The sequence below is a fragment of the Dactylosporangium aurantiacum genome, assembly GCF_000716715.1.
Taxonomy (GTDB): Bacteria; Actinomycetota; Actinomycetes; order Mycobacteriales; family Micromonosporaceae; genus Dactylosporangium; species Dactylosporangium aurantiacum.
Window position 1 is genome coordinate 162,228 of record NZ_JNYJ01000030.1, and the last position, 21,971, is coordinate 184,198.

Genomic DNA, 21,971 nt, shown 5'->3' on the forward strand with positions numbered 1-21,971 from the left:
TGGCGTGGCGATCAGCATGGTGTGGCGATCAGCGAGGGGTCGTGATCACTGCGGCTTCGCGATCAGCGTGGTGGCGTGATCAGCATGGCGTGGCGATCAGCGTGGTGCCGTGATCAGTGCGGCTTCGCGATCAGCGTGGTGCCGTGATCAGTGCGGCTTCGCGATCAGCGTGGTGCCGTGATCAAGCAGGCTGGCCGACCGCCCGGCGGAAGCGCACCCGACCAGGCGGCCGACATGCCGCCGCGCCGCCCGTACACCACGACGGACCGACGAAGCGGCGTCAGATCGTGGCGGCCCAGTCGGCCACGCGGGTGGCCAGGGGCGTGCCGTGCCGCGCCCAGGTGAAGTGGTCGATCGGCGCGCCGGCCTCCGCGGCCGAATAGTGCTGGCGCACCACCTGGGCCGAGGACAGCTTCGCCGTCAGGTGGTCGACGGTCGGGGCCGGTGTGTACTGGTCGGCCTCCATGTCCACGGCGAGCACCGGCAGCCGCACGCCCGGCAGGGCGGCCTCCACGTCGACGCCGCCGAGGGAGGGGTACCGGCCGGTGCGGGCGGTGTGCGCCCAGCCGCTGATCACGGCGCGGGACTGGCGGCCGCCGAAACCCCAGCCGGGCCAGACGCCGAGCAGGGTCGAGGCGGCGGCGAGGGTCTGGGTGAACGCCAGGGTGCCGGGCGCCATGCGGCCCGGGTAGCGGCGCCAGTACGGCAGGCCGACCGCGAGCAGGGCCAGCCCGTCGACGCCGGGGTCCAGGCCGGCGGCGTGCCGGGTGGCGAGGTGCAGCGCGCAGACCTGGCCGCCGAGGGAGTGCCCGACGAGCAGGGTGCGGCGGCCGGCGCGGCGGGGCTTGAGGTGGTCCAGGACGGCCTCGACGTCGGTGGTGAGCTCGGCGAGCCCGTACCGGGAGGCCCGCGACGGCCGGGGCGTGCTGTCGCCGGTGCCGCGCAGGTCGGCGACCACGACCTCCATCCCGGTGGCGACGAGCGCGGCGGCGAAGTGCCGGTAGTAGCGGGCCGGGACGCCCATCGCGGGCCACAGCACGGCGAGGGTCGCGGCGTCGCCGGCCGGGTGCGGGTGCAGCGCGAGCCGATCGGTACCCCGGTCCAGGAACTCCATGGATTCGTAGGGTAGAGGTAGGAGGTTACCCGTGAGTAAGAAGTGTGACCCAGGCTACTGTGCGGGACGTGAAGCCAATCGATCTGTCCCAAATGCGCCTACCCGGCGCGCCGACGGTCAGCCCTGACGGCACGATCGCCGTCGTGGCGGTGACCAGGCTCGAGTTCGCCGCTGACTCGTACACCTCGCAGCTCTGGCTCGTGCGGACCGACGGGAGCGCCGCGCCGGTCCAGCTGACCCACGGCTGGCACGACAGCGCCCCGCGGATCTCGCCGGACGGGCGGTGGCTGGCGTTCCTGCGGGCGACGAAGGCGGCGGGCAGCCGGGCCGGCGGCGCCAAGGCGGAGCACGACGGCGCGCCGCAACTGTGCGTCCTGCCGCTCGGCGGTGGCGAGCCGCGCCGCCTCACCGACCTGCCGCTGGGCGCCGGCACGCCGGCCTGGGCACCGGACAGCTCCCGGTTGGCGTTCTCCGCGCGGGTACCGCAGGACGGCCGCTACGGCACCGGCAAGACCGAGGACGGCGAGACGATCGGCCCGGACGGCGAGCCGCCGCGGCGGATCACCCGGTACTTCTACCGCGTGGACGGCCTCGGGTTCCTGCTGGACCGGCCGGCGCACCTCTACGTGACCGACCTCGACGGCACGCTGACCCGGCTCACCGACGGCGAGCGCAGCCACGGCGACCCGGAGTGGAGCCCCGACGGGCAGACCCTCGCGTTCGTCTCCGAGCGGCACGACACGTGGGGTGACGACTTCGCCTCCGACGTGTGCGTCATGCCGGCCGGCGGCGGCGAGGTCCGGGCGCTGACCGACACGACGTACAGCATGGGCCTGTGCCGGTGGGCGCCGGACGGCCGGTCGGTGCTGTTCACCGCCAACCTCGCCGGCGAGGGCCGGGTCGACCCGATCATGCGCAACGAGTCGCTGTGGTCGGTGCCGATCGAGGGCGGGCCGGCCCGGCAGCTGCTCGACCCGGAGGCGTACACCCTGGCCGCACCCGGCGGCGACGTGGCGGGCACCGAGCGCGGCGTGCTGTTCACCAACGAGCACCGCGGCGCGGTACAGCTGCTCAGGGTGCCGTACGACGGCGGTACCCCCGAGATCCTCATCGACGGGGAGCGGCAGGTGGCCGGGTTCGCCGCCGCGGGCGACACGATCGTGGCCACCATCGCCGGCCCGGCCGACTGGGGCGAGGTCTACGCCGGTGACGTCAAGCTCACCGACTTCTCCGCCGGCGTGACCGCGCTGCCGCAGGTCGAGGTGACCGGCGCGGCGCCGGACGGCTACCCGGTGCACGGGTGGGTGGTCAAGCCCGCGGGCGACGGGCCGCACCCGGTGCTGCTCATGATCCACGGCGGGCCGTTCGCGCAGTACGGCTGGCGGCTCTTCGACGAGGCGCAGGTGTACGCGGGCGCCGGCTACGCGGTCGTCTACGGCAACCCCCGCGGCTCGTCCGGCTACGGCGAGGCGCACGGCCGGGCGGTGCGCGGCAACGTCGGCGAGGTCTCCGCCGTCGACCTGCTCGCCCTGCTCGACGCCGCCCTGGCCGACGGCGACCTGGACGCCGGCCGGGTCGGGGTCCTCGGCGGCTCGCACGGCGGGTTCATGACGACCTGGCTCGCCGCGATGCACGGCGACCGGTTCAAGGCGGCGATCTCGGAGCGGGCGGTCAACGCGATCGACAGCTTCCAGGGCAGCTCCGACATCGGCTGGCTGTTCGCGGACTCGCTCTACGGCGCCGACGGCGGGTCGTTCGAGCAGCAGAGCCCGCTCACGTACGCCGACAAGATCGACATCCCGATGCTCATCATCCACTCGGAGCACGACTGGCGCTGCCCGGTCGAGCAGGCCCAGCGGCTGTTCGTGGCGCTCAAGCGGCGCGGGACCCCGGTGGAGCTGCTGCTGTTCCCGGGGGAGGGGCACGAGCTGTCCCGTTCGGGGCGCCCGTCGCACCGGGTCGCCAGGTTCGACGCGATCCTGGAGTGGTTCGGCCGGCACGTCTGAGGGAGGTGGGGAGGGCCCGGGCCCTCCCCACACCCGCCTACTTGACGAGAAGCTCGGCGACCTGGACGGCGTTGAGGGCGGCGCCCTTGCGCAGGTTGTCGTTCGAGACGAACAGCGCCAGGCCGTGCTCGACGGTCTCGTCGGCGCGGATCCGGCCGACGAAGCTCGGGTCGGCACCGGCGGCCTGCAGCGGCGTCGGCACGTCGGTCAGCACCACGCCGGGCGCGTCCGACAGCAGCTCGATCGCCCGCTCGACCGTGATCGGCCGCTCGAAGCGGGCGTTGAGCTGCAGCGAGTGGCCGGTGAACACGGGCACCCGCACGCAGGTGCCGGAGACCTTCAGGCCGGGGATCTCGAGGATCTTGCGGCTCTCGTTGCGCAGCTTCTGCTCCTCGTCGGTCTCGAATGAGCCGTCGTCGACGACCGAGCCGGCGAGGGGCAGCACGTTGAACGCGATCGGCCGGGCGAACTGCTTCGGCGCCGGGAACTCGACGGCCGAGCCGTCGAACGCGAGCGCGGCGGCGCCGTCGGCGACCTTGCGGACCTGCTCGTCGAGCTCGGCGACGCCGTTGAGCCCGGCGCCGGACACCGCCTGGTAGGTGGCGGCGACGAGGGCGACCAGGCCGGCCTCCTCGTGCAGCGGGCGCAGCACCGGCATCGCGGCCATCGTCGTGCAGTTGGGGTTGGCGATGATGCCCTTCGGGCGGTTCGCGATCGCGTGCGGGTTGACCTCCGCGACGACGAGCGGCACGTCCGGGTCCATCCGCCAGGCGGAGGAGTTGTCGACCACGACGGCACCGGCGGCGGCCACCTTCGGCGCCAGCTCCTTCGACGTGCCCTTGCCGGCGGAGAACAGCACGATGTCCAGGCCGGAGTAGTCGGCGGTCGCCGCGTCCTCCACCGTGATCTGCTGGCCCTGCCAGTCGATCGGCCGGCCCGCGGAGCGGGCGGACGCGAACAGGCGCAACTGGTCTACCGGGAACTGACGCTCGGCCAGGATGTGGCGCATGACGCTGCCCACCTGGCCCGTGGCTCCGACGATGCCGATCCTCATGGGCGTCGAGATTACCGGGTCGGTCAGGGCGGCTCGATGCGATTTGCCGCACTCCCGACCGTCACACCCGCCCTTTACCAGGCAAAACGGTGCCTTCTTGCGGCCGGCTCCGGCCGCCGGCGGACGGCTTGCGGCCGTCCCCGGCGAAATACGCCGGAAATTTTCCGGCGGTCAGTCGGTGTCGGGCAGGCCGATCGCGAACGCCTCTTCCAGGTCGTGCTGCGAGTAGGCGCGGAACGCGATGTGCGTGTCGGTGTCGACCACGCCGGGCACCTTCGAGATGCCGGCCGCGATGACCTCGGCGATCTCCTCGTACTGCCGGACGCGGACCATCGCGATCAGGTCGACGTTGCCGGCGACGGAGTAGACCTCGCTGACACCGGGGAGGTTGGCGATGCTCTCGGCCACCTCGGGGATCGAGTCGGTCGCGCAGTCGATGAGGACGATCGCGGTGATCACCTGCGGTGCTCCTTCCAGCATGTGGACATCGTCATGCTAGTCGGCGGCGACGGTCAGCTCCCGCCCGACCCGGACGGCGTCGCGCAGCGTCTCGCCCGCGCCGACCTCCCCGCCCGGCCACACCACCGCGCGGGTCACCCGGCCCGCGACGACGGCACCGGCGCCGATGACCGCCTGCTCCACCTGACCGGTCACCGTCGCGGTCGGGTCGACGAGATTCCGCCGGTGTACGGCGTGCAGGTTGGCCCGCAGGTAGTCGCGGGGCGTGCCGGTGTCCAGGTAGGTGCCCCGGTACTCGACGATCTCCAGGCGGTCCTCGCGCTCCGCCGGTCGCCACGTGGTGCGCACCAGGTCCGACGGGACCGGCTCCAGGTGCGCCACCAGGTCCCACGGCAGCAGCGAGAACCCGGCGAAGCGGTGCCGGCCGAACTCCTTCGGCGGGCCGGGCACGGCGAGCATGCGCACGGTGCTGCCGTCCCAGTCGTCGAGCAGCCCGGCGATGTCGGATCGCGCGCCGGCCTCGTCCGGGGCCAGGTACGCGTCGGCGTTGCCGACCAGGACGCCCCGGCCGCCGATCCAGTCCTTGAGCAGGGCGAGGCCGCCGGCCGTACCGAACGGGTCGCCCGGCTCGACGGAGAGGTGGGCGCGGTCACCGACGTGCGCGACGACCTGCTCCGCGAGGTAGCAGGCGTTGACCGCCAGGTCGGCGGGGCCGCTGATGCCGAGCGCCGCGACCCGCGCCATCGCCCGGTCCAGCAGGGCGACGTTGCCGACCGGGCAGAGCGCCTTCGGCAGGTGCTCGGTCAGGGGACGCAGCCGCCGCCCCTCGCCGGCGGCCAGGATCACCGCGCAGATCCCGGTCATTTCGTGAGCACCTCGGGGTAGTCCTTGTACGGGCCGATCCCGTAGTGGGCGAGCAGCTGCGACGTCGACACCGTCAGCGGCGGCAGGGTGTCCAGGCGGTGCCAGGCGGCCTCGAGGACCTCGGCGGCGTCGACCGTCAGCTCGGCGGTCGGCTCGACCTCGGTCTCGAACACCATGTCGACCCACTGGCCGCGGGTGTGCACGACGGCGTTGGGGTTCGCCGGGCGGAACCGCTCCGGCGGCAACCTGATCCCGGTCTCCTCGGCGAACTCGCGGGCCGCCGTCTGCACCGGCCGCTCACCGCGGTCCATCAGCCCCGCCGGCAGCGACCAGCCGGCCCCGGGCGGCTGCCGCAGCAGCAGGATCCGGCTGCCCTCGGGGTCGCGGGCGAGGATGACCGCGCCGATCGTGTACGTGGGCTGGAACGTCCGCACGATCCGGCGCTTCCAGCGGGCGGGGAGACGGTAGAACGTCCGGTACGCCACCATGCGCAGTTGTTGTTTCACCGCCATCGGCAAAGGCTAGCGGCCTACCTGGGCGAGTGGTCGACCAGGGCGATCAACTCCTCGACCACCTCGTCCGCCGTGCGGTTGTGGTCGGCGACGGCGACCAGCAGCGTCTCCAGGTCCGGGTACCCGAGCCTGGTCGCCAGCCGGACCAGCGGCAGGTCGCTGGCCAGGCCGCGGCCCTGCCGGCGCAGCGCCAGCCCGATCGCGAGCCGGCCGAGGCGCACCTTGTTGGCGACCGTGATCGCGGGTGCCTCGTGCGCCTCGAACCACCGGCTGATGTGCAGCCGCGCGTGCGGCGTCTTCACGAACTCCAGCCACTCCGGCGACGGCCCGCGCGCCGGGGCGTCGGCGTCGAAGTCGAACTCGTCGCGCTGCCCGGTCCGCGTGATGATCTCGACGGTGTCACCGTCGGCGAGCGGCGACGACACCGCGATCAGCCGGCCGTTGACCTTCGCGCCGATGCACCGGTTGCCGATGTCGGCGCCGAGGATGTACGCGAGGTCGACCGGGGTCGCGTCCTGCGGCAGCAGTACCGGCCGGCCGCCGCCCTCGGCGAGCACCAGGATCTGGTCCTCGGCCAGGTCGCAGCGCAGCGAGGCGATGAACTGCGACGGGTCCGAGGCGGCCGCCTCCCAGTCGAGCAGGCGCCGCAGCCAGGTCAGCTGCTCCGCCTTCGACGCGGGGCCGAACTTCGCCGCCGCGTGCGGGTACCGGAAGTTGGCGACGATGCCGTACTCGGCGGCCTGGTGCATCTCCTCGGTGCGGATCAGCACCTCCAGCGAGCGGCCCTCCGGCCCGAGCACCGTGGTGTGCAGCGACTTGTAGTTGTTGTTCTTCGGCGTGGCGATGAAGTCCTTGAACCGCCCCGGCACCGGCCGCCACTTGCCGTGCACCGCGCCCAGCGCCGCGTAACAGTCCGTCTCGGGCCCGTCGACGATGATGACGACCCGCGGCATGTCGTGCGGGTCCTCGTAGTTGCCGTCGACGGTGTCCTTCCAGATCGAGTACAGATGCCGCGGCCGCGGTGACACCTGCGCGTCGATGCCGAACTTCCTCAGGTCCGTGGTGACGGCGGCGATGACCCGCTCGAGGTAGCCGTCCCAGCCCTTGCGCTTGCGCACGTACTCGTCGATCAGCGCGTACCCGCCGGGGCTGATCGCCCGCAGGACCCAGTCCTCCAGCTCCCGCTTCAACGCCTGGATGCCGAGCCGCTCGCACAGCGGTATCAGCACCTCCCGCGTCGCGGTCGCGATCCGCACCTGCGACTTGATCGACCGCGCGTCCAGCGTCCGCATGTTGTGCAGCCGGTCCGCGAGCTTGATCACCAGCACCCGCACGTCCCGCCCGGCGGCGACGATCATCTTGCGGATCGTCTCGGCCTCGGCGTCGGCGCCGTAGAACATCTTGTCGAACTTCGTCACGCCGTCGACCAGCAGCGCCACCTCGCCGCCGAAGTCCCGCTCCAGCGCGCCGAGCGTGTAGTCCGTGTCCTCGACCGTGTCGTGCAGCAGCGACGCCACCAGCGTCGTCGTGTCCATCCCCAGGTCGGCGAGGATCTCCGTCACTTCGAGGGGGTGCGAGATGAACGGCTCGCCGCTCTTGCGCATCTGCCCGCGGTGCATCTGCTCGGCCGTCGCGTACGCCCGCCGCAGCAGCGCCACGTCGCCGGTCGGATGGATCGTCCGGTGCATCCGCAGCACGTTGGCGAGGGGGTCCTCGGTCGTCTGCCACGGCAGCATCGCCCGCAGCCGCGCCCCGATGACCGCCGAGTACGTCGACGTAGGGTCCCCGGGCACCGACCCGCCCACCAGCGCCGAGTACGTCGGCGGCGGCGGCACCGCCGGCGAGTCCTCGGTCGGCGGCGCGGTCAGCCGCGCCCGCGGCGCCGCGAACCGGTCGTCGACGGCGGACCGCTTCGGGCTCCGCTCCTTGTCCCGCTGCTGCTTCTCGCCCCGCTCACCGCCCCCGGCGGCGTCGTCTGTCAGCGCCTTGTCTGCGGGTGCCTTGCCCGTGGGCGCCGTGTCCGCGCGGGTCTGCGCCGTGGGGGTTTGTGCTGTGGGGGTGTTGGCCGCGGCGGGCCGGTCCGTGGTGGGGGATCGTCCTGCGGGGCGGTCGGCCGGGGGGCGTTCCGTGGTGGGCCGGTCGGTCGTGAGCCTGTCCGTGGGGTGCCGGTCGGCTGGGTGGCGCTCGGTGGTGGACCGCTCGTTGCGGGGCCGCTCGCCGCCGGGCCGCGCCGCCGGCGGCCGGGTCCCCACGGGCCGCTCGTTGGCCGGCCAGTCCCTGCGCGTCTCACCGTGGTCCTGCGGCACCCGCTGACCCTGCGGCGCCCGCGGCGCCTGCGCCGCCCACTGCCCGGGCACCGCCTGCTCGTCCCGCGGCCCGCGACGCTCCCGCACCACCGCCACGGCCTCCGCCCCAGCGGCAGTCTCCATGGCGTCGCCTACCGCGGTGTCGGCCCCCGCCGACTCCTGCGGCACCTCGGCCTGCGCATCGCCTGCGTCCCGCCGGGTGTTCGGCTGTGCGCCGGGCTCCCCGTCCAGGTCAGCTCCAGCACCGTGATCCGGGGTCTCGTCACCCGGATCGGCCCGCTGCCGAACGCCCGCTTCCTCGTGCCCGCCGGACTCCCGCGCATCCCGGCGCTGACCGCCGCGCTCCTGCGAACCCGGGTCCGACCTACCGCTGCCCTGCGAGACTTGATCCTGCGGAACTCGATCCTGCGGAACTCGATCCTGCGGGACCCGATCCTGCGGGACCCGATCCTGAGCGCCGCGGTCCAGAGCGTCCCTGTCGGTGGAAGCGTCGGTGGAAGCCGACCCCCGGCCGCCGGACCCCTGACTACCGGACTCTTCAGCGCCGGATGCCTGGCCGCCGGATCCTCGAACGCCGGATCCCTGAGGGCCGGACTCCTGAGGGCTGGACTCCTGACAGTCGGACCTCTGACCGCCCGGCTCGTGCCCGCCGGCCTCGCGCTCGCCCGACCCGCGCCCCTCGGGCCCCGGGTCGCCGGTCTTGACGCTCCCCGGCCCGTGCCCGTTGGCCTCGTGACCGGCGGGCCTGCCGTTCGCCTCGTGATCGGCGGGCCGGCCGTCGGACTCGGGGTGGCCGGGGTCGGGCTGGTCGGCGGGGGTCCTGTCGACATACGCCCGCTGCGGCTCCGGCTGCACCCGGTCCCGGCTGTTGCGGTCCTGGTGCGGCTCCAGACGCCGCCGGCGGGCCGGGGACTCGGGGACGTTGATCGCCGCGGTCGGCAACCCCCGGGGACCGAGCAGCACCTCGCCCACCGCGTCGAGCAGCTGGTGGGCGTCCGTCGCGCCGGGCACGGAAGGCAACGGCGACGTCGCACCAGGCATGGATGGCAACGGCGACGTGGCGCCAGGTAAAGACGGCAACGGCGACGCGCCGCCAGGCACGGGGGGCAACGGCGACCCGCCGGCGGCCGTGAAACCCGTCGGCAGCGTGTGCAGGAAACCCGCCGGCTCGTTGGGCTTGCCCCCGGGCGTCAGTGGGTCCAACATGAACTCGCTGTGCGCGGACGCGGACCCGGAGTTGACGCCACCGGACCCCGGATTGCCGCCCCCGGCGCCGGTGACCGTGGAGGGGCCAGCATCAAGGGGCGCGCCGGACTGATGCAGACCGGGCTCCATGCGGCACCTCCTCACCGACGGGCCGGGCGGGCCTGGGTTTGGGTAGGTTCCAGCCTAGTTTCCCTCGTGGCATCCGATCGGTCATTTGAGTATGTGCGATCGTCTGATGCGCTCACCCCTCCAAGTCGATCCGCACCGACGCGGCGGCCTCCGCGCGGGCGAGGAACGGGCGCCACCGGCCGGCGCCGGTGGCCGGTGATGACCATCCCATGTCGGCCTTGACCAGGCGTGTTTCCGGTCGCTCGAGCCAGGCGAGGATCCGCTCGGTCTCCTCGGGCGTCGCGCGCGGCGTCGGCCCGTGTCCCGGTTGGACGGTCTCCGCTGTGGCGAGAACCACATCGAGCGTCGGCTGTGGATGCACCCTGGGGGGTGACACGCCGGCGGCGGCGAGCCGGCCGTGGCGCACCACCGCGAGCTCCCAGCCGCCCTTCGCCGCGGGCCGGGCCGCGATCAGCTCGGGCAATCTGGTCAGCGACGCGAGCCGCTGCATGCGGATCGCGGTGCGCAGGAACGCGATTAGCCGGGTGCGGATCGTCGCCGCGTCCTCGTAGCGCTCGGCGGCGGACAGCGTCTCGATGCGGGCCATGAGCCCCCGCACGACCGTGCCGGGGTCGCCGGTCGTGGCGGTGCGGAACGGCTCGGCGGCCGCGGCCTCGTAGTCGTCGGGGGAGATGCGGTGCTCGCACGGCGCGGGGCAGCGGCCCAGCTCGGCGAGCGCGCACGCGGGGGTCTTCGTGCGCAGCGACAGCTTGTGGGTGCACTGGCGGATCGGCAGCGCGTCGTAGATGCCGGCGGCGGCCAGCTCGGCGCCGCGCCGGGAGCCGAACGGCCCCAGATACGCCGCCCCGTCGGCCTGCACCTCGCGCACGACCGACAGCCGCGGATAGGCCTCGGCGGTGAGCTTGAGCCACATGACCCGCTCGGGGAACTTGGAGCGGCGGTTGTACGGCGGCTTGTGCGCGGCGATCAGTCGCAGCTCGCGCACCTCGGCCTCCAGGGAGTGCGCGCAGAGGATCGCCTCGACCCGCTCCGCCGCGTTGATCATCTCGTCGATGCGGGCGCGCTTCTCGGCGGCGGTGAAATAGCTGCGGACCCGGGTCGCGATCGACGAGCTGGTGCCGATGTAGAGCGGGCGGTCCTTGTGGCCGCGGAACACATAGACCCCGGGGGCGTCGGGCAGCCCTTCGGCCAGGTGCCGCTTGCGCCGCTGGGACGGGCTGACCGCCTTGACGAACTCGATCGTGTCGCCGACGGTGTGCACCTTGTGGCTGCCGAGCCGGGCGATCAGGCCGTGCAGCACGTCGACGGTGGCGCGGGCGTCGTCGAGTGCGCGGTGGATCGGCTGGGTGCTCGCGTGGAAATGCCGGGCGAGCGTGGCGAGCTTGTTGTTGGGGACCTCGTCGGCGACCAGTGCCCGCCGGGCGATCGCCGCGGTGTCCAGCACGATCGGCTTGGGCCACGCGTGACCGTGCTTGGCGCAGGCCGCCTTCAGGAACCCGGTGTCGTAGGGCGCGTTGTGCGCCACGAGCACCGCCCCGGCGATGAACTCCAGGAACGCCGGCAGCACCGCGTCGATCGTGGGCGCCTCGACCAGCATCGCCTCGGTGATGCCGGTCAGCACGGTGATGAACGCGGGCAGCCGCTCACCCGGGTTGACCAGCGTGCCGAACTCGCCGAGGATCTCGCCGCCGCGGACCTTGACCGCGCCGATCTCGGTGATGCCGCCGCCGTCCGGCGCGCCGCCGGTCGTCTCGAGGTCGACGACCACGAACGTCGTGGCGAACAGCGTCGCCGCGCGCGGGTCGTCGAACAGGGCATCGAGCGTTTCCTGGTGGTAGTCGGCCACGCGCGCACACTACGACCAGGGTGTGACAAAAAATCGGTCAGTGCGGCTGGAACCGCAGCTCGAACCGGACGTCCGGCGAGCCGAACGTCTGGCTGGTGCGCACGACGGTCGCCCCGTGCGCCCGCAGGATGTCGGCGACGGCCCGCGGGACCAGCTCGTCGGCCACCCGGACGCCCCGCAGGTCGGCCTCCCACTCGGGGGCGATCGAGCCGCCGGCATGGCTGAGCTCGACCGCCGGCACCGGCGTCGCCAGCACCCGCACCGCGACCCGTCCACCCGCGGGGGCCACCTTGAGGGCAGAGAAGATCACGTAGTCCAGCGCTCTGGAGAGTTTGCCGGGATCCGCCTGTACCGATGCCGCATCCGCGACGCCAAGTGTGATGGCGATGTTGCGGGCATCCGCTATCGGACGCAGCTCCCGGATGCGGGCCTCGGTCAGATACGTCAGGTCGACCGACCGTGCCTCCAGCTGCCCGTCCAGGGCGGTCGCGGCGACCAGCCGGCGCAGTTCGAGCAGCTCGGTGACCTGCTTGGCCAGCGCGCGCAGCGCCCGCATCTGGTCCAGGTTGAGCCGGTGCGGCGCGTGGTCGACCACGCACAGGGTGCCCAGGGCCGCCCCTTCGCTGGTCAGCAGCGGGGCGCCGGCGTAGAACCGGATGCCGTCCTCGGCGTTGACGAACGGGTTGTCGGCGAACCTCGCGTCGGCGGTGGCGTCCGGCACGACCATCAGGTCCCGGCCCATGATCGCGTGGGCGCAGAACGCGACCTCCCGGGGCGTTTCGGCCGGTCCGACGGGCCCGATCTTGGCCTTGAACCACTGCCGCTGGGTGTCGACCAGGGTGACCAGCGAGATCGGCGCGCCGCACACCTCGGATGCGATCCGGACGATGTCGTCGAAATCGGTCTCGGGCGGGGTGTCCAGCACGGCGAGGTCGTGCAGTGCCGAGACGCGTTCCGCCTCGTTCTCGGGTACCGGCGGCTGCATGTGGTGCCTCCTCGCGGGCGTACCCAATCGGGTGAAATAAGGATAAGTCAGCTTTTAGCCTTTCGAGGGAAGCCGGCTGTCTGGAGACCATCCGGGGCGAATCTGGTCGACAATGCGACACTGGAGTGATGCCCGCGCACGACGCTCCCGACGACCTCGACGACGAGGCCGCGGTGACGCCTGCGCCGGAGCCGGTCGACCTGCCGGACTCCGACGGCGGGGCCGAGCCGGTCCTGCCCGAGACCATCCGCCAGCGCGTCATCTCCCTCGCCGCCGGCGCCATGACCGGCCTGCCCCTCGACGAGCTGCCGATGCCGCTGCGGCGGGTCGCGAAGTTCGCGCCCAACCGGCGCGCCCGGCTCGGCGGCCCGGTCATCGCGATGCAGCTGTCCGGGGACCCGCTGCTGCGCCAGCGCCTCGCCACGAGGGTCGTCAACGACGCCGGTGACCTGGGCGCCTCCATCCTGGAAGGGGTCGCGCCGCCGGCCGCGGACCCCGTCGAGGTGGCCGCGCTGGCCTATCTCGCCCGCCCCGACGGCTGGCGCGACCTGGTGGAGCGGGCCACCGACGCGGTCCGCGCCGAGGCGCAGGGCGCCGCCGCGTCCGAGCGGGTCCGCGACGTCGAGCAGCGGCTGGCCCGCGCCGAGCACGACCGCGCCGTCGCCCGCGTCGAGGCCGACAAGCTGCGCGACGAGCTGGCCAGGCTCCGCGACGAGACCGCCGGGCTGCGGGAGGAGGTCCGCTCGCTGGGCAAGGCGCTGCGGGAGAGCCAGGCCAAGGAGCGCAAGGCGACCGAGATGCTCGCCAGCGAGAAGGGCCGGGCCGCGCGGGCCACCGCCGACCACGACGCCGAGCTGCGCCGCATGCGGGCCAAGCTCGCCGAGGCCGAGACCGCCGCCGGGGCGCAGCGGCAGAGCGCCAAGGACGCCCGCGCCGTCGACGACGCCCGGCTGTGGCTGCTGCTGGAGACGATCGGCCAGGCCGCCGTGGGACTGCGCCGTGAGCTGGCCCTCGACCCCACCGACCGGCTCCCCGCGGACTTCGTCGCCGAGCACGACGCCGACCGGCCGGAGAACGCCGCCGGCACCGGCGCGGCCCGCGCCCTGGACGCCGACGACCCGGCCCGGCTCGACCAGCTGCTGAGCCTGCCGAAGGCGCACATGATCGTCGACGGGTACAACGTCACCAAGAAGGGCTACGGGGAGCTCTCCCTCGAGCAGCAGCGCAACCGCCTCATCACCGGCGTCGGTGGCCTGGTCGCGCAGACCAGGGCCGAGGTGACCGTCGTGTTCGACGGCGCCGAGCGGGTCGTCGGGCTGCCGCCGGCGCCGCGCGGCGTGCGGGTGCTCTTCTCCAAGAAGGGCGAGACCGCCGACGAGCTGATCCGCCGCCTGGTCAGGGCCGAGCCGGCCGGCCGGCCGGTCGTGGTGATCTCCTCCGACAAGGAGGTCATCGACGGCGTGCGCCGCCACGGCGCGTACCCACTGGGCAACGACACCCTGCTGCGCCGCCTCTCACGCTCCTGACCTGCGCAAACGCGTTTTTGTCGTACCCCCCGCTTACCGTGGTGCTACGGACGGTCAACGGAGGAGGAGCGATGCTCGTCGACTGCGAGACCTGCTCAGTGCGTGACACCGCCTGCGGGGGCTGTGTGGTGACCCTGCTGCTGGACACCCCACCCGCCCTGCACCAGCTCGGTGCGGCCGAGGTCCGGGCGATCGAGGTGTTCGAGCGCGCCGGGTTCGAGGTCACCGTGCTGGACCCCACGCACGTCGAGACGCCGGCACCACGCCGGCCGGGGCGGCACCGCGCCGCATAAGCTTGCGGAGTTTCCGACCTGGAGGTGCGGCGTGACCCCTCGCGCATGGGCGGCGATCACCCTAGCGGTGCTGCTCGTCGCGGTGGTGGTGGTCGCGGCGCTGCGGGTGCCCTGGTCAGCGCCGCCGGCACCGCGCGCCGACCAGCTCGCCGCGCTCGACACGCTGCCCGCCGACGCGGTCGCCAAGGGCCGGGCGTTCCACGCGGCGCTGCGCCCCGGCACCTACCTGTCGCTGGCCCTGGGCCTGCTCGTCGCGCTCCTGCTCGGCCTGACGCCGGCCGGCGCGTGGATCGTCGAGCAGGTGTCGCGGCCGTTCGGCGGCCACTGGCTGGCCCGGGCGCTGCTCGGCGGCCTCGCCGTCGTCTTCATCGGCGAGGTCGCGGCGCTGCCCCTCGCCGCGTGGCGCCAGTCCATCCTGCGGCGTTACGGGCTTTCGACGCAGGACTGGTCCGGGTGGACCGTCGACATGCTCAAGGGTTATGCCGTCGGCGCCGTGATCGGCGCGATCGCGCTGGTCGGCTTCTTCACCATCACCCACTTCGCGCCGCGCTGGTGGTGGGCGTGGGGTGCGGCCGGGGCGGCGCTGCTCACGGTGCTGCTGTCGTTCGTCTTCCCGGTCCTGGTCGAGCCGGTGTTCAACAAGTTCACCCCGATGGCCGAGGGCGAGCAGCGGACCAGGCTCATCGCCCTCGCGGAGCGCGACGGCGTCCCCGTCCGCGACGTGCTCGTCGCCGACGCGTCCCGGCGCACCCGCGCCGTCAACGCGTATGTCTCCGGGCTCGGCCCGACCCGCCGCATCGTCGTCTACGACACCCTGCTGGAGAAGGCGCCCCCGGAGGAGGTCGAGTCGGTCGTCGCGCACGAGCTCGGCCACGCCAAGGACGGCGACGTGTTGACCGGCACCCTGCTCGGCGCGTTCGGCGCGGCCGCCGCCGTGTGCGGTCTCTACCTGCTCGGCTCGTGGGGTGCCCTGCTGCGCCGCGCCGGCGTCGACACGATCGGCGAGCCCCGCGCGGTGGCCCTGCTGGTCGCGGTCGCCACCGTGGCCGGGCTGCTCGCCGGCCCGGCGCAGGCGTTCGTGTCGCGGCGCGTCGAGGCCCGCGCCGACCGGCACGCCCTGCGGCTCACCGACGACCCCGCCGGGTTCGAGGCCATGCAGGGCCGGCTCTCCCTGGTCAACCTCGGTGACCCCGACCCCAACCCGGTGGAGCAGTTCCTGTTCGGGTCGCACCCGACCGCGGTGCAGCGGATGGCGGAGGCCCGGGCCTGGGCACGGGGCGAGCGATGACCAGCCTGCTCGTCACCAACGACTTCCCGCCCCGCCCCGGCGGCATCCAGCAGTTCGTGCATAACCTCGCCGTGCGCCAGTCCGCCGGTTCGGTCGTCGTGTATGCATCGACGTTCCGGGACGCGGCGAAGTTCGACGCGGAGCAGCCGTTCGAGGTGGTGCGGGAGGCGACCGGCATGCTCCTGCCCACCCCCGGCGTCGCCCGCCGCGCCGCCGAGCTGGCCCGCGCCCACGGCTGCGACAGCGTCTGGTTCGGCGCCGCCGCCCCGCTCGGCCTGCTCGCCGACGGCCTGCGCCGCCGCGCCGGCGTCGGGCGGGTGGTCGCCCTCACCCACGGCCACGAGGTCGGCTGGGCCGCGCTGCCGGGCGCCCGCACGCTGCTGCGCCGCATCGGCCGCGGCGCCGACGTCGTCACGTACCTCGGTGAGTACACGCGCACGAGGCTCGCCCGGGTCCTGGACGGGCTCACGTCCCTGCAGCGCCTCGCCCCCGGCGTCGACGTCGACGCGTATTCGCCGCAGGTCGACCGGCACCTGATCCGCGCCCGCCACCACCTCACCGACCGTCCGGTGATCGTGTGCGTGTCCCGCCTCGTGCCGCGCAAGGGCCAGGACGTGCTGATCCGGGCGCTTCCCCTGATCCGGCGCGCCGTCCCCGACGCCGCCCTGCTCATGGTGAGCGGCGGCCCGTACCGTGCCACTTTGGAGCGCCTCGCCCGCGAGTCCGGCGTCGAGCGCGACGTCGTCTTCACCGGCTCGGTCTCCTGGGCGGAGCTGCCCGCCCACTACGCGGCAGGTGACGTCTTCGCCATGCCGTGCCGCACCCGCCGCCGCGGCCTCGACGTCGAGGGCCTCGGCATCGTCTATCTCGAAGCCTCCGCCACCGGCCTGCCCGTCGTCGCCGGCGACTCGGGCGGCGCCCCCGACGCCGTCCGCGAGGGCGAGACCGGTTTCGTCGTCCCCGGCCGCGACGTCGCCGCCGTCGCCGACCGCATCACCACCCTGCTGCTCGACCGGACCCTCGCCACGAAGATGGGCGCCGCGGGCCGCGCCTGGGTCGAGTCGGACTGGCGCTGGGAAACCCAGGCCGACCGCCTCCGCACGCTGCTCACCCCGACGAGCTGACCGCCCGGCTGGCTGCTCGCCGCTCACCCGCCCCGGTCTTCCTCTGCCCGCCGACCGCCTGGACGCTTGGCGTGCTCGCTTGGCGTGCTCGCTTGGCGTGCTCGCTTGGCGTGGTCGCTTGGCGTGGTCGCTTGGCGTGGTCGCACCGCCGGGCCCGCGTGTGCTCGCGCCCGGGCCGACCTTCGACCGGCTGGTCGCCGCGTCGGGCTGGTGGGGCGGGTTGGCCTGGTGGGCGGGTTGGCCTGGCGGCGGGTTGGCCTGGCGGCGGGTTGGCCTGGCGGCGGGTTGGCTTGGTTCGGGTGGGCCGAGGCGGTGGTTCGGGGGGCCTGCGCTCCGTGTGGGGCGGGGGCGGGCTGGGCTGTGTGGTGGTGGGTTGGCCTGGTGGGCGGGTTGGTTTGGTTCGGGTGGGCCGAGGCGGTGGTTCGGGTGGCCTGCGCTCCGCGTGGGGCGCGGGCGGGCTGGGCCGTGTGGCAGTGAGCGGTGGCGGGTTGAGGTGTGCGGCTGGGTTGATCGGTGGTCGTGTCCACGTGGGGTGCGGTCCGCGCCGACTGTGGGCTGCGGTGGCTCCGGCCGGTGTGTCCGCGTGGGCCGGGGCACCGGTTGGACACGACCCGCGCGCTGCGCCGCGCAGACTGGTCACGCCCTGAGTGGCGTGGCTGACTCGCCCGTGGCTCCCAGGACGCGAGCAGGGTAAGCGAGCAGGGTAAAGCAGGGTAAAGCGGGCGGGACGGGTGCCGGCCTCGCTGGTGTCACGGTGCTCGTCGGCGGCCGTGCGTCAGTCATGCCCGGCGGATCGAGGAGCGCGGGGGCTGCCACCGGACCGGCCCGGCACCGGGGAAGACCCCGGACGGCGTGACCATCCGCCGTCAGGCGAACATCAGGCCGGCTCCAGGTCCGTGGCCACCTCGGGTATCGGCACCCAAGCGAACCTCGCAACTGCGGAGGAACCCGAATCACGCCCGGGGAGAAAGCACAAGAAACGGCGCACATTTCCCGACATTTCCCGCCCGCCACCGCGACCGCAGTCAATGCGCCGGTGGTGCTGTCGGGCGGGTCGCCGGATGGAGAAACGACAGGCTGGCCGTTCTGGGGGTTGGGGGCAGATCGGCCAGCGCCTATCGGAAAGTCAGAACTTCGGGGCGTCGGGGGCTTCGAGCAGGCCGAGGCGGAGCGCGGTCATGAGGGCCTGGGCGCGGTTGGCGGCGCCGAGCTTCTCGTACAGCTTCGAGATGTGCGTCTTCGCGGTGGACTCGGAGACGAACAATTGCTTGGCGATGCCGGCGACGCTCATGCCGTCGGCGAGCAGGCGCAGCACCTGGCCCTCGCGGGGGGACAGCTGCGGGCCGCTGGGGGCGAGCCGGCGCTTCATCGCCTCGGCCAGGTCGGCGGCGGTGAACGCGCTGGGGGCGGAGGCCGCGTGGCGGGCCGCCGCCACCACCTCGTCGGCGGGGGCGGTCTTCGGCACGAAGGCGGACGCGCCGGCCTCGAGGGCCCCGAAGAGCTGGTCGTCGCCCGCGTACATGGTCAGCACCACGATGCCCATGGTGTTGCTGGTCTTGCGCAGGGCCCTGGTCGCCTCCAGGCCGCTGCCGTCGGGGAGGCGCAGGTCCATGATGACCACGTCAGGCTGCAGCGCCCCGGCCTGGCGGATCGCCTCGGCGGCCGTCGCGGCCTCACCCACCACCTCGAACTGGCGGTCACGCTCGAACGCGTGCCGCAGCCCTCTGCGGATGAGATCGTGGTCGTCGACGAGCAGAACTTTGGTGCGTGTCGTCGGCGTCGCGGTAGTCGACATTCCCGGTGCTCTCTCCCTCTGGTGCCTTCACGCTACCGCGCACGCGGTGCGGTTCCGAGCACAACCGCCACTGTGGTCCCATTCGGCACGCGCGGTGTGATCTCCAACCGGCCTCGGATACGTTCCGCTCTCTCGGCCATGATCGCAAGACCATAGCGTCCGTCCGGGCGGTTCTCACCTATGCCGCTTCCATCGTCGGAGATTTCTACCTGTGCGAACGGTGGATCGACCGCGCACGTTACCCAAAGATTCTCCGCGCCGGCGTGTTTCCGCGCGTTCGTGATGGCTTCCTGGGCAATGCGCAGCAGTTCCGCCTCGACCGCGGCGGGCAGCCGGGCGGTGGTTTCGTCGAGCGAGAGGTGCACGCGCAGGCCGGCGGAGGCGCCGACGGTACGCGCGTAGTCGGCGATCGCGGCGGTGAGCCCGCCGTACCGGTCGACCTCGCTGCGCAGCTCGAACAGCGACAGCCGCAGCTCGGTGATGACCCGGGTGACCTCGGCGCGCAGGACGCGCAGCTCCTCCTCGGCGGCGGTGGCGTCCGGCAGCGCGGCGACCGCGTTGTCGATGCCGTAGCCGACCATGACGAGCTCCTGGGCGACGCCGTCGTGGATCTCGCGGGCGAGCCGCTGGCGCTCCTCGGTGGTGGCCAGGGACCGGACCTCGTCGAACAGCAGCGCGGCCTCCAGGCGCAGCGCGGCGGCGCCGGTCAGGCCGGTGACCCGGGCGAGGACCGGCGGGGGGTACGCCCCGGCGCTGTCACTCTCCAGGATGATGAGCCCGACGGTGCGCACCCCGGCGACGAGCGGCACCACCATCGAGGAGATGTCGCGGCTCGGGGTGACCGACCGGGCCTGCGAGCGGCTCGACACGACCGGCTGCTGGGTGGCCCACGCGTCGGCGACGGAGCTCTCGGTGTCCAGGGCGGTCTCCCAGTCGAGGCGCTCCACGCCGGCCTGGGCGAGCACGACGAGGCGCCCGCCGCCGCTGCCGGACAGCACCGCGCCCCGGGAGGACGGGACCATGGCCCGGACCTCGTCGAGGAGGTGCTCGGCGAGGCCGCCCGGGTCCAGGGTCGCCCCGGGCAGCTGCCGGGCGACGCTGCGCAGCTGGGTCAGCAGGCGGGTGGCCTCGACGTACGGCTGCGGCGTCTCGTCGGTGCGCCGGGCCAGCAGTACCCGCTGCAGCACGGCCGCCTGGTAGGCGCCGGCCCCGGCCAGCACCAGCCACTGCAGGCAGGCGCCCAGGTAGCCGCGGTCGGTGAGCATCCCCTCCGCGGCCCCGCCGGCGGCGAGCACCACCGCCGCCAGCCCCAGCAGCACGGCCGTGGTGCGCCTGGCGCCGGCGAGCACCGAGCCGATGACGGGCACCGGCAGGAACACCAGGAAGCTGTCGTCGGTGGTCGAGGCGGCGAGGGTGAGGACGAGCACCTCGGCGGCCCGGCCGAGCTGCGCGACCCGGTGGCCGGGCGGCGCGACGGTGGCGATCGCCGCGGCGACGAGCAGCAGGGCGAACCAGAGCAGCTCGTCCGTGTGGGCGCCGTCGATGAGCAGCAGTGCCGCGACGAGCGCGAGCATCAGGACACGAACCGCGATCACGGCGCCTCGGGGGCGGTCGCCCAGCACCGTCAGCTCGGTCAACGAATGGTCCTCCCTACCGGTAGGTGGCAGCGTCAGCGCTCGTAGATGGCGGCGATGTCGCCGGCGTACTCCTTCAGGACCACGTTCCGCTTCACCTTCAACGACGGAGTGAGCGTCCCGGTCGCTTCGGTGAAGTCCTGCGGCAGGATCCGGAAGACCTTGATCGCCTCGGCCTTCGACACGGCCGTGTTCGCGTCGTCGATCGCCCGCTGGATCTCCGCGCGCAGCTCGGCGTCGTCGGTGAGCGCGGCGATGTCGGCGGATTTGCCGTGCGCCGAGGCCCAGGCCGGCAGGGCGTCGGGGTCGATGGTGACCAGGGCGGCGATGAACGGCTGCCGGTCCCCGACCACCATGCACTGGCTGACCAGCGGGTGCGCGCGGACCCGGTCCTCGAGCACGGCCGGCGCCACGTTCTTGCCGCCGGCGGTGACGATGAGCTCCTTCTTGCGGCCGGTGATGCGCAGGTACCCGTCGTCGTCCAGCTCGCCGATGTCACCGGTGTGGAACCAGCCGTCGGCGTCGATCGCCTCGGCGGTCGCGGCGGGGTTGTTCCAGTACCCCTTGAACACGATGTCGCCCTGGACGAGGATCTCGCCGTCGTCGTCGATGCGGATCGTGACCCCGGGCAGCGGGCGGCCGACGGTGCCGATGCGGGCGCCGGTGTCGCGGTTGGCGTTGGTGGCGGGGGAGGTCTCGGTCAGCCCGTACCCCTCGAAGATGGTGACGCCGATGCCGCGGTAGAAGTGCGCGAGCCGCTCGCCGAGGGGCGCGCCGCCGGAGATCGCCCGGCCGCACTGGCCGCCGAGCGCGGCGCGCAGCTTGCTGTAGACGAGGCGGTCGAACAGGGCGTGCTGCACCTTCAGCAGCGGCCCGGGCCGCTGGGCGGCGCTGAAGTCGATCGCGACCCGCTCCGCCCGGTCGAAGATCGCGCCCTTGCCGTCGGCGTGCGCGCGCTGCTTCGCGGTGTTGTAGACCTTCTCGAACACCCGGGGCACCGACAGCACGAACGTGGGCCGGAAGGTCTGCAGGGTCGCGGCCAGGTTCTTGGTGTCGGCGGTGTGCCCCATCGTGGCCCGGGCCTGCACCACGCCGATCTGGATCAGCCGGGCGAAGGAGTGCGCCAGCGGCAGGAACAGCAGCGTGCGGGCCCCCTGGTGGAACAGCGACTGCAGCTCGGGGATCGCGTTGACGATGTCCGACAGCATGTTGCGGTGCGTGATCATGCAGCCCTTGGGGCGGCCGGTCGTGCCGCTGGTGTAGATGATCGTGGCGAGGTCGTCGGCCTTCGCCTCGGCGCGCCGCCGGTCGACGTCCTCGCGGGGGACCGCGGCGCCGTCGGCGCCGAGCACGTCGACCGCGCCCGGCGCGCCGTCGATCTGCCACACGTGCGCGACGGCCGGCAGCTGGTCACGGATGGCCGCGACGGTGTCGCGGTGCGCGTCGGTCTCGACGAAGCAGGCGACCGCGCCGGAGTCCTCGAGGATCCAGGCGACCTGCTCGGCGCTGGAGGTCTCGTAGATCGGCACGGTGACCGCGCCGACGGACCAGATGGCGTAGTCGATGAGGGTCCACTCGTAGCGCGTCTTGCTCATCAGCGCGACCCGCTCGCCCGGCTCGATGCCGGCCGCGAGCAGGCCCCGGGCCAGGGTGACGACCTCGTCGTGGAACTGTGCGCAGGTGACGTCCTGCCAGCCGGCACCGGTCTGCCGCTGGAACTGCACCGCGTCCGGCGCCGCCGCCGCGTTGTCCCACACGGGGTCGGTGAGCGTGGCGTGATCGCCGACGGTGACCGCCGGGGGCACGGTGAACTCGCGCACGTACGACTCC

General features: G+C 73.4%; 16 protein-coding genes. 5 read left to right on the plus strand and 11 right to left on the minus strand.

Annotated elements, in window-relative coordinates; translation table 11 throughout:
* Positions 1 to 280: 280 nt before the first annotated feature.
* The gene (locus OP18_RS30495) at positions 281 to 1,114 is read right to left on the minus strand and encodes an alpha/beta hydrolase family protein (RefSeq protein ID WP_033362521.1); all 834 of its coding nucleotides are present in this window, start codon (positions 1,112 to 1,114) and stop codon (positions 281 to 283) included.
* A gap of 68 nt (positions 1,115 to 1,182) precedes the next feature.
* On the opposite strand from OP18_RS30495, the gene OP18_RS30500 reads away from it, so the two are divergent.
* A complete protein-coding gene (locus OP18_RS30500; protein ID WP_033362610.1) occupies positions 1,183 to 3,120 on the plus strand; it encodes a S9 family peptidase in 1,938 nt (645 codons plus the stop codon).
* Between the two features lie 37 nt (positions 3,121 to 3,157).
* On the opposite strand, the gene OP18_RS30505 is transcribed toward OP18_RS30500, so the two are convergent.
* From OP18_RS30505 to OP18_RS59880, 7 genes are all read right to left on the minus strand, one after another.
* A complete protein-coding gene (locus OP18_RS30505) occupies positions 3,158 to 4,174 on the minus strand; it encodes an aspartate-semialdehyde dehydrogenase (protein ID WP_033362522.1) in 1,017 nt (338 codons plus the stop codon).
* Between the two features lie 171 nt (positions 4,175 to 4,345).
* Positions 4,346 to 4,633, minus strand: coding sequence for an Lrp/AsnC family transcriptional regulator (locus OP18_RS30510; protein ID WP_033362611.1), 288 nt, complete (start codon positions 4,631 to 4,633; stop codon positions 4,346 to 4,348).
* Positions 4,634 to 4,669: 36 nt separating this feature from the next.
* Positions 4,670 to 5,497: a nucleotidyltransferase family protein gene (locus OP18_RS30515; RefSeq protein ID WP_033362523.1), complete on the minus strand. Its 828-nt coding sequence runs from the start codon at positions 5,495 to 5,497 to the stop codon at positions 4,670 to 4,672.
* Positions 5,494 to 6,009 (minus strand): NUDIX hydrolase, encoded by a 516-nt coding sequence (locus OP18_RS30520; protein ID WP_033362524.1) that lies wholly within the window; start codon positions 6,007 to 6,009, stop codon positions 5,494 to 5,496. The genes OP18_RS30515 and OP18_RS30520 overlap by 4 nt, the downstream gene beginning before the upstream one ends.
* A 17-nt stretch (positions 6,010 to 6,026) precedes the next feature.
* Positions 6,027 to 7,844: a RelA/SpoT family protein gene (locus OP18_RS30525; protein WP_033362612.1), complete on the minus strand. Its 1,818-nt coding sequence runs from the start codon at positions 7,842 to 7,844 to the stop codon at positions 6,027 to 6,029.
* A 1,918-nt stretch (positions 7,845 to 9,762) separates the two neighbouring features.
* Positions 9,763 to 11,496 (minus strand): DEDD exonuclease domain-containing protein, encoded by a 1,734-nt coding sequence (locus OP18_RS30530; protein ID WP_033362525.1) that lies wholly within the window; start codon positions 11,494 to 11,496, stop codon positions 9,763 to 9,765.
* Positions 11,497 to 11,533: 37 nt separating this feature from the next.
* Positions 11,534 to 12,481, minus strand: a complete 948-nt coding sequence (locus tag OP18_RS59880; RefSeq protein WP_052387572.1) for a GAF domain-containing sensor histidine kinase — start codon at positions 12,479 to 12,481, stop codon at positions 11,534 to 11,536.
* A 128-nt stretch (positions 12,482 to 12,609) separates the two neighbouring features.
* Here OP18_RS59880 and OP18_RS30540 point away from each other — a divergent pair, with 128 nt between their 5' ends.
* From OP18_RS30540 to OP18_RS30555, 4 genes are all read left to right on the plus strand, one after another.
* Positions 12,610 to 14,007 carry an NYN domain-containing protein gene (locus tag OP18_RS30540; protein ID WP_081971253.1) on the plus strand — a complete coding sequence of 466 codons (1,398 nt, stop codon included), beginning with the start codon at positions 12,610 to 12,612 and terminating at the stop codon, positions 14,005 to 14,007.
* Between the two features lie 71 nt (positions 14,008 to 14,078).
* Complete coding sequence (locus OP18_RS30545; RefSeq protein WP_033362526.1) at positions 14,079 to 14,300, plus strand: hypothetical protein; 222 nt, start codon at positions 14,079 to 14,081, stop codon at positions 14,298 to 14,300.
* Between the two features lie 31 nt (positions 14,301 to 14,331).
* Positions 14,332 to 15,588 carry a M48 family metallopeptidase gene (locus OP18_RS30550; protein WP_033362527.1) on the plus strand — a complete coding sequence of 419 codons (1,257 nt, stop codon included), beginning with the start codon at positions 14,332 to 14,334 and terminating at the stop codon, positions 15,586 to 15,588.
* Entirely contained in the window at positions 15,585 to 16,712 is a 1,128-nt protein-coding gene (locus OP18_RS30555) for a glycosyltransferase family 4 protein (RefSeq protein WP_033362528.1), read from the plus strand. Before OP18_RS30550 ends, OP18_RS30555 begins: the two co-directional genes overlap by 4 nt.
* A 1,126-nt stretch (positions 16,713 to 17,838) precedes the next feature.
* Here the strand turns inward: OP18_RS30555 and OP18_RS30560 are convergent.
* From OP18_RS30560 to OP18_RS30570, 3 genes are read right to left on the minus strand one after another with little or no spacing between them, the layout of a single operon-like run.
* A complete protein-coding gene (locus tag OP18_RS30560) occupies positions 17,839 to 18,507 on the minus strand; it encodes a response regulator transcription factor (protein WP_033362529.1) in 669 nt (222 codons plus the stop codon).
* Positions 18,508 to 18,539: 32 nt separating this feature from the next.
* Complete coding sequence (locus OP18_RS30565) at positions 18,540 to 20,144, minus strand: sensor histidine kinase (RefSeq protein WP_052387573.1); 1,605 nt, start codon at positions 20,142 to 20,144, stop codon at positions 18,540 to 18,542.
* A 32-nt stretch (positions 20,145 to 20,176) separates the two neighbouring features.
* Complete coding sequence (locus OP18_RS30570) at positions 20,177 to 21,961, minus strand: AMP-dependent synthetase/ligase (protein WP_033362530.1); 1,785 nt, start codon at positions 21,959 to 21,961, stop codon at positions 20,177 to 20,179.
* Positions 21,962 to 21,971: the final 10 nt, after the last annotated feature.